The 7,705-nt window shown below is 29.7% G+C and carries 6 protein-coding genes; 4 read left to right on the top strand and 2 right to left on the bottom strand.

Going from position 1 to position 7,705, the window contains the following annotated elements:
* Positions 1 to 35: 35 nt before the first annotated feature.
* A complete protein-coding gene (locus IRZ78_RS22350; RefSeq protein ID WP_055096343.1) occupies positions 36 to 200 on the bottom strand; it encodes a hypothetical protein in 165 nt (54 codons plus the stop codon).
* Positions 187 to 1,674 carry a recombinase family protein gene (locus IRZ78_RS22345; RefSeq protein WP_194619056.1) on the bottom strand — a complete coding sequence of 496 codons (1,488 nt, stop codon included), beginning with the start codon at positions 1,672 to 1,674 and terminating at the stop codon, positions 187 to 189. Before IRZ78_RS22345 ends, IRZ78_RS22350 begins: the two co-directional genes overlap by 14 nt.
* A gap of 453 nt (positions 1,675 to 2,127) precedes the next feature.
* Here IRZ78_RS22345 and IRZ78_RS22340 point away from each other — a divergent pair, with 453 nt between their 5' ends.
* The 4 genes from IRZ78_RS22340 to IRZ78_RS26440 are packed head-to-tail and all read left to right on the top strand — an operon-like array spanning position 2,128 to position 7,704.
* Positions 2,128 to 3,375, top strand: a complete 1,248-nt coding sequence (locus tag IRZ78_RS22340) for a GTPase-associated system all-helical protein GASH (RefSeq protein ID WP_194619054.1) — start codon at positions 2,128 to 2,130, stop codon at positions 3,373 to 3,375.
* Between the two features lies 1 nt (position 3,376).
* Positions 3,377 to 4,339, top strand: coding sequence for a hypothetical protein (locus tag IRZ78_RS22335; RefSeq protein WP_194619052.1), 963 nt, complete (start codon positions 3,377 to 3,379; stop codon positions 4,337 to 4,339).
* The gene (locus tag IRZ78_RS22330) at positions 4,340 to 5,167 is read left to right on the top strand and encodes a hypothetical protein (RefSeq protein ID WP_194619050.1); all 828 of its coding nucleotides are present in this window, start codon (positions 4,340 to 4,342) and stop codon (positions 5,165 to 5,167) included.
* On the top strand, positions 5,167 to 7,704 hold the full coding sequence (locus tag IRZ78_RS26440) for an effector-associated domain EAD1-containing protein (RefSeq protein ID WP_194619048.1): 2,538 nt from the start codon (positions 5,167 to 5,169) through the stop codon (positions 7,702 to 7,704). The genes IRZ78_RS22330 and IRZ78_RS26440 overlap by 1 nt, the downstream gene beginning before the upstream one ends.
* Position 7,705 lies beyond the last annotated feature (1 nt).

Here is a 7,705-nt window from a genome sequence, read left to right as displayed (position 1 = left end):
GATTTAACGGAGTCTAAGGGTGGTTCGAAGTCCCACTAAGGATATGATATTTTTTTCTCTTTTGGTTTATCGTAATTTTTTGATACTAAATATAGTAATTCCAAAATAATTTTAGCTTCCTTCTCATCTACCTGAATGCCGTTCTTGGAAAGAATAATAACGGCTTTTTCTACTGAAATATTCTTTTCAATGAAATTCATTTTTTTTAGTTTTTCGGTTATTTTTTTTTGATAAAATTTTTAAAAATGCTTGATTTAAATCTAAAGAAAGAGCTCCAGTTTTAAAATCAATATCAGTCGGTGGAATAAGATTTACAAGATGTCTTTTATCTGAGGTTTCAAATTCAGAAAATCTTTGAAAGATTTTCACTAAAGCATTATCTTTTATTTGATTTTTTTTATCAATTGCTTTTAATTTAGCTGTAATATCATTTGCTTCCTTTTTTAAATTTTGGGTGCTGATTTGATTCTCTTTTTTTAATTCATTATAATCATCAATTTTTAATATTCCAGTTATAAATAATTTTCTGCCTTGAGAAAGGATTAACTTCTCATCATTTATTTTTCTCTCTAATCCTTTTTGAGCGTATAGATAACTTGCTTTCTGTGTCTTTATATTCTGGTCTTCCAAAATATTCTTAAATAATTCAATTGTATTATTTGAGAGTATAAACTGTTGAAGTTTCTTTTGATAACAATTATTAAGGGAAATTGCATCTATTCTTGTTTTGCAGCCATCACGGCAATGATAATATGGGTATTTTTTTGATCTTCCTTTTGAAATACTTCCGACAAGTTTTCGATTACAAATAGGACATGTTAGAAAACCTCTAAGGAAAAATAATGATTGTAAATCATCTCTTTTAGCAGTAGTTTTTCTTTTTGTATTAATAATAGATTGAACCTGATAAAATAAAGACTCAGATATCAATGGCTCGTGTAATCCTTTTATCATTTGCTTTTCACTAGAATTTAGCTTGACTGGTATAAGCCCACAATAAACTGGATTATGCAAAATCCTGAAAAAATGTGATCTTGAACATAGTAATCCTTTATCATTAGCTATCTTCCTGATTTCGGATATTTTATGATCGTTCTGTGCAACATGATAAAAAGCCCATTTTATAATTTCGGCTTCAGGCTCTTTAGGAGCGATAGCTTTTTTGCCATTCATTAATGTTAAATTGATAAATCCTAATGGCGCTTTACCAAGATATCTCCCCGTCAACTTAGCTCGTTGCATGCCATTTGCCGTGTTTTGAGCTCTCCGGGTATTTTCTGCTTCTGGGACTGCTAAATATACAGCCAGCATAACTGTACTTTCTGGAACAGAGAAATCAATTGGCTGGTCAATAGCCTTTGCTGTTGTTTTATATTTCCGAAGCTTGCCAATCATTTCGTAAGCATATTCAACATTACGGCTGAATCGATCCCATTTGATAAATAATATGTTTTTATCGTCTCCTGATGATTTCTTTTTAATTTCTGAAAATAATTGATTCCATTCTGGTCTATTGAAATTCTTTGCGGAGAAATCTTCACGATAAATTCCTTTGACTTCTATATTGTAATATTTACAATACTTCAATAATCTTTCCTCCTGCTCCGGCAAGGAGTAACCTTTCCTTTTTTGTTCGTCAGTACTTACTCTGACATATAAATAAGCATTTTCCATAGCAAAATTTATTATAATTTATTTCTTTTAAATACTTCTAAAAGGGGTGTCTTCATAACTCAATTACTTACATAAATTTACGAAAGAAGTAATCTTTTAGGTAAATCAACATGTGAATATTAATTATTAAGAAACAGGTATAAATACTTGGTGGTTGATTTTTGTGAATCGATATATTTGAAGGTTAATATGGTTTTCCGTAAAGAAGGTTCATATTAAAGTGTAATATTTGTTAATCACTACAACTTAGAATAGTTTCATAGAAAAAACATAGCGAACAAGGTTGAAGATCGTTTAAAATTAATGACAATCTTAGACTATGTTAATTGCATCGACTATTTAAGTAGTTAAACGATAAAACTGATGTTAATTAAAAACGAAGACTTATATTAATGAAATATTAATATTAAGAATTTTCTTAATGGACTAACTTTAAAAAAAATAATAATATTTATGATACAAGAGTACTTGAATTCCAATCTTCTTTCAGTAATTAATGATGAAGATTTTAAAAAATTAAAAAAGGCTGCAGATGAAATTGCTAAGAAACTGGTAAAAAGTAAAATAAAAATAGTTTCATATACTTTGACAGCAATAAATCCGGATATATCGGCAGATGATGTCAATATAATCGAGGTAAAAGAAATTATCATTAAAAATTGGAGTACTTTCTTATCAAATACCAAGGATACCCCCTTAACTTACATAAAAGCAGTTATGCTTGAGGCGTTAAATAGTTCAAGTGAAGATTCAAATAACTCATTACTTATTTGGTTTGCAAGTAGAAATATCGTCAAATATTTTAAGTTAATAGGAGAAGAAAAAAGAATTATTTTAGATTTTATTTCTAAATTAGGAAATACCATCAATCAAACTGCTAACAAAGAATGGGCCTTGTCAAGTGGAAAAGAATTAGTTAAAAAAACTATTGATTTAAAAGATATAACTAAGTACTTACCAAACGAAGAATCGTTGACAAAGTATTTAGAAGATGCAGTAGGGCCAACAAACAAAGCTGGAAAAGCAAATTTTGATTCTCCAAATCCATATTTACCTGATGAAGCAGCTGAATGGACATATGAGTTTCCGTCAAGAACAGCCAAGGGAATAAAAATTATTATAGACGGTTGTCTTAGGGCTATTGTTAGTATTACCAATGAAAATAAAGATAAAATTCAAAGTGTATTGAATGAAGAGTTAGAGGTGATTAAAAAAGAAATTTTCGATAAAAATAAATCATCAGAGATTAGATCTGAACTTTTATGGTGGAAGGAGGCAGGATATTCAACGTCTGCAGATATAAGTTATCGAGAACTTGATCAAAGTGTTTTAGAAATAATATTAGCGAAGGACTACTCATATTTAATTCCTGTAGTTTACCCAAAAGCCGTTGATTATTTTCTTAAAGGAACTTATAAAGAACTAAAGGTAATTACGGAACAAAAAATGACAATTGAAGACTTTCTTACAGCCATTCAAAAGCATTCAGAAACATTAAAAACCATATTGCCAGAGCAGGAGCTACTTACCGGGAAAACCAACTTACTATACTTTATCAATGGACTCTTATGGAATAAACTCCAATTGACTCAATTTGAGAAGGTAGTAGGAATAGAATTAAGTACAAAATTATTTCCTACTGAATTAGTAAATTGGCTTTTTCATGACTTTCAATTAATAAAAATTACAAATACAAAATAATATGGGAGGAAACTGTTCAAATCCAGAATGTGCTGCTCCTATTAACTGCCACGAAGGAAAAGATAAACCTGCAGATTGTGAGTTTTGGATAAATTCAAACGCGCAACCATCTAAAAAGACAACTACTATAAAAAAAGAAAAGCTGTCAGATTTACCTTGGTCTGGAGAAGCTTTAAATATAGAAGAATTAATTAAAGTCACTTTCAGAAATCCAGCAATTATTATTGGTGTTGTAGGTAAAGCAGATGCAGGAAAAACAACTTATCTCGCCATGCTTTTTACATTGCTTTTAAGAGGCGTTAAACTCCAAGATTTTGATTTTTGTGGAACAAAAACTATTAAAGCTTGGGACGAATTTTATCATAAGTTAAAAGTGCAAAAGGAAAGTGTTGCATTTCCTGATCCAACTCCAGCTCAATATATTCGTTTACTACATTTAGCATTGCGAAATAAATCAAAATTATTGAAAGACATTTTTTTATCAGATGCTTCTGGAGAAGTTTTCTCAATTTGGTCCCAAAATAGAGAGGATGAAAGGGCAGAAAATGCAAGATGGGTTTATGAACATTCAAATGCTTTTATTTTGTTTATTGACTGTGAAGATCTTATAAATAGAAAAAACCAAGCGAAAACCGAAGTTGTAGATATAGCACAAATGTTAAAACACGACTTAAAAAATAGACCAGTAATTGCTGTTTGGTCCAAAAGCGACAGAAAGGAGGAAGTGCATACTAAGATTAAAGAAAAGCTGCAAGAAGAATTAAGTGAAATTTTTGAGAACAACTTTACGGAAATAGATATTAGTAACTTTTCTGCCGAAGATCCAGATGTTTTAGTACATAAAAATAATATAATTGTACTGGATTGGCTTCTCTCTGTAATATTTAGTGTTAGTAAGACAGAAATTACATTGGAAAATGAAAATGTGGGAAGAGATATTTTTTTAAATTATAAAGTTAATTAAATGAGCAAATCAATATTATTAATTGGTAAACCACATTCATCTAAAACGGTTTTTTTATCACAATTTTATTCAAGGCTTCAAAAAAAGAAGAGTAATCTCAAACTTTATAAAACTGTAGATGATTTATCACCTATTTTCGCCGCAAGAGAGTCTTTATCTGCTGGTGAAGAACCACAAACAACTCCTGCTGAAAAAAGCGTTAAGTTTTATTTACCTATACAATTCTCAGAAAAGCAAGTTGATTTAAGATGTCCAGAATATGGAGGTGAACAAGTTTTAAGTATTGTTGAAAATAGAGAGTTAAATAAGGAATGGAAAACATCAATTAACGAAAGTAATAGTTGGATTCTATTTATAAGATTGAATAGTGTTAATAAGTCTTTGGATATTAGTGATATAACTTTTTCTGAGCAACACAAAAAAAGCACAGAAAAAACGCAACCCATTATCGAAGATAAGATATCTGATCAAAGTTTTTTTATAGAATTATTACAAATTATATTGCATTCGAAAGGTTACGATTACCATTTAATCAACAAGAAGGTGAAACTAACAATCGTTTTAACTTGCTGGGACGAAATGAATACAGAAGAAAAGCCATATGATGTATTAAAAAGTAAACTACCTCTGTTATTAAATTTTGTAGAGTCTAATTGGAATTCAGAACTTTTGAAAATAATAGGCTTATCTGCTCAAGGATTTCCTCTCGATACGCCTGAAAATAAAGAGAAATATCTGATTGAGGGACCAGAGGAATTTGGGTATTTAGTATTGGCTGATGGTACTCAAACAAATGACATAACTCAACTAATAGAAGAAGCATTATAGTGAAATTTTTAGTACATCAATCAATTTGTGGCGAAGTAAATAAAGCATGGGGTTTGATTATGACCACAATGCCAGACACTAATCTCGCTAAAAATATTGCATTCAGAGCCGATTTGCAGGATCAAACTGGAGGAGTTATTTGGGTTCCTGCTATTCGAGGTTTTTTTGAAGGAGAATATTTTCTTATAATGAAAACCTTTGAAGATTTATCTCCTGACGTAAGAAGAGGAAGAAAATTTTCACATGTTCTAATTATCCATAAAAAAGATATACTTGGTCTAGAGGATATAGGTCAAATCATAAACCTATTACCCGATAAAATAGAAAAAGATGTAATACTTGAATCTATTCAAGTAGAATATAAAAATAATGTTGACCATAATGTTGTGTCGAATACATTTCAAGGAAGATTCAATAAACTAATCAATGGATATATTAATGTTAAAAATTATAAAAACACTTTAATTTGGATTGGACAGGAAAATTTTAGTCTGGCTGTAATAGAGCTATGGAAACGTCTTACTGAGCAGGAACGGCAAAGTTTTCAATTTGGAATTTCTTTTAATAATGATGATAAGATAGTTGAAGGGGTAAATTTAGTTACAGTTCCAGAAAGTGTTCAAAGTAAGTTTCTTAGATCAGATTTTTTTATTGTTGCGAAAAATGATAATCATAAACCGATAGAATTAATTGAGCAATTATTAATTGGAGACTCTTCGGTAAAACAGCGTATAGAAAATTTTAAGAAAGTTATTGGCTCAAATTCTCTTTCGAGAGATGATATTAATTTCGTTGCAAAAGGCCTTGATACGTTCGAAAAGCTGGAAGAAGTAGTAGATATAAAAAAACTAAATACACTTTCACATATTATTGCAAAATTTGCCCCTTCAGATAATCAAGGAAATGATTTTAAACAGAAATTGTTAGTGAAAATTATTCAATTAATGGACGCTGGTCGATTCTCTGATATAGTTATATTAAAAAATTTTAAAACGGAGAGCTATAAAAATTCTACAGTTCTTCTTTCGGAAGCTCTTACTAAATGGACAAGGAAAAATATATTTTCCATCAGAAAAAGTTCTAATGATCTGGAATTTTTTTTTGATAACTTAAAAAGTAATAATCTTAATTGGTGGGATAAATTAATAGAAATTGAGTTGAAATTTTATTTAAATACAATAAATGTTTCTAAAGTGGTTGTGGTTTATATATGGTTAAGGGAATCGAAATTATTGTTATCTAAAATTGCCCGTTTTATTAGTCAATCGAAAGAATTTGAATCATGCTTCATTGAAAAACTACCTAAGAATCTTTCTCAATTGATGTTTGAAGAATTAAAGATATTATCATTAAACAATGGTTGGTTGCGACTTTATGCGCAGATTTTAAATTTTCAATTGGAATTACATGAGGCTTTGACTGAACTTTTGAAAGTTGATAAGGATTCATCACACTTTGATGCAATTGATATAATAGTTAAAGGAAAGAATGAGGGATCTATTATTGATTATGCTGTTAAAACCGGCGATATGCGGATGATTAAAATTGCGGGTAAAATTTGCTCAAAGTCACCAAAAAACTTAAACAAATTAAAAGTTTTGGATGCTAATTGGCAAAAAATTTGGCTGGAAGCAATTTTAACTGGAAATGAGATTGAAACTGGATTAAAAGAACCAGATAAAGAAATTAGTAAATTATTTGATAGTTTGATTTTAGGTGCTAATATTTCTGAAGAACTTATAGACAAAATTTCGCAGTCTGAACATGGCAATATTCTCTTTTATCCAAATAGATCTGAAATTTGGAAAAAATTTTCAGATAACGCTAAGAATAATTTTTTGACGAAAACATCAGCAGCGCTCCTTAATCAGTTAAGTTTAAATTCTAATACATTAATACCAGATGATATCTTTATAATAGATCATATTAGTCAGAAAGGTGTGTGGGACTTTTTATTTTTTAATCGGAATAATATTAAAAGTGTGATTCCTATTTTCGATAAGTTTAATCTTCAAGATAGTAATCTCAAAGATTATCTTAGTAATTACACAGGTCATATTAATGCAGTTGAAGCAACTCAACTAGGAAAGTTAATTGCAGTTAAAAGATTCAGTAATTCCGCTTACATCATTAATAGTAAAGCTTCTAAGAGAAATAATTGGAAATTTGCTTTGGCAGAATGTCATTATCTTTTGGATTTTATCACTAAAGCTGCACTGGTTATTTCTGGTACTATATCTTCGGTCAATATTCCGACTGATGAGTGGTGGCAAAGTACAGAAGAACTAATAGTAGAGTTATATCCCAATGGTACTGCCTTAACTACTATTTGGAAAAAAGCTGGAGGAAAGGAATCAGATTTGCTTACTAAGAGTACAGCAAACGAAATTTGGAGTGATGCACTTTACAAAGTACGAAGGAATCAACTTAAGAAGATAACTATGAATAAATTGCTAAAGGAGATCGAAAAACAATATGGAGATAGTAAAAAGTTTAAAATCATATATGGCCTACGAAAGAATTATATAAAAACATAAT

Origin of the sequence: Flavobacterium sp. CSZ, from assembly GCF_015350725.1 — a bacterium.
Classification (GTDB): domain Bacteria; phylum Bacteroidota; class Bacteroidia; order Flavobacteriales; family Flavobacteriaceae; genus Flavobacterium.
The sequence above is the reverse complement of the archived record's forward strand: the minus strand, read 5'-3'. Positions and strand labels throughout refer to the sequence as shown.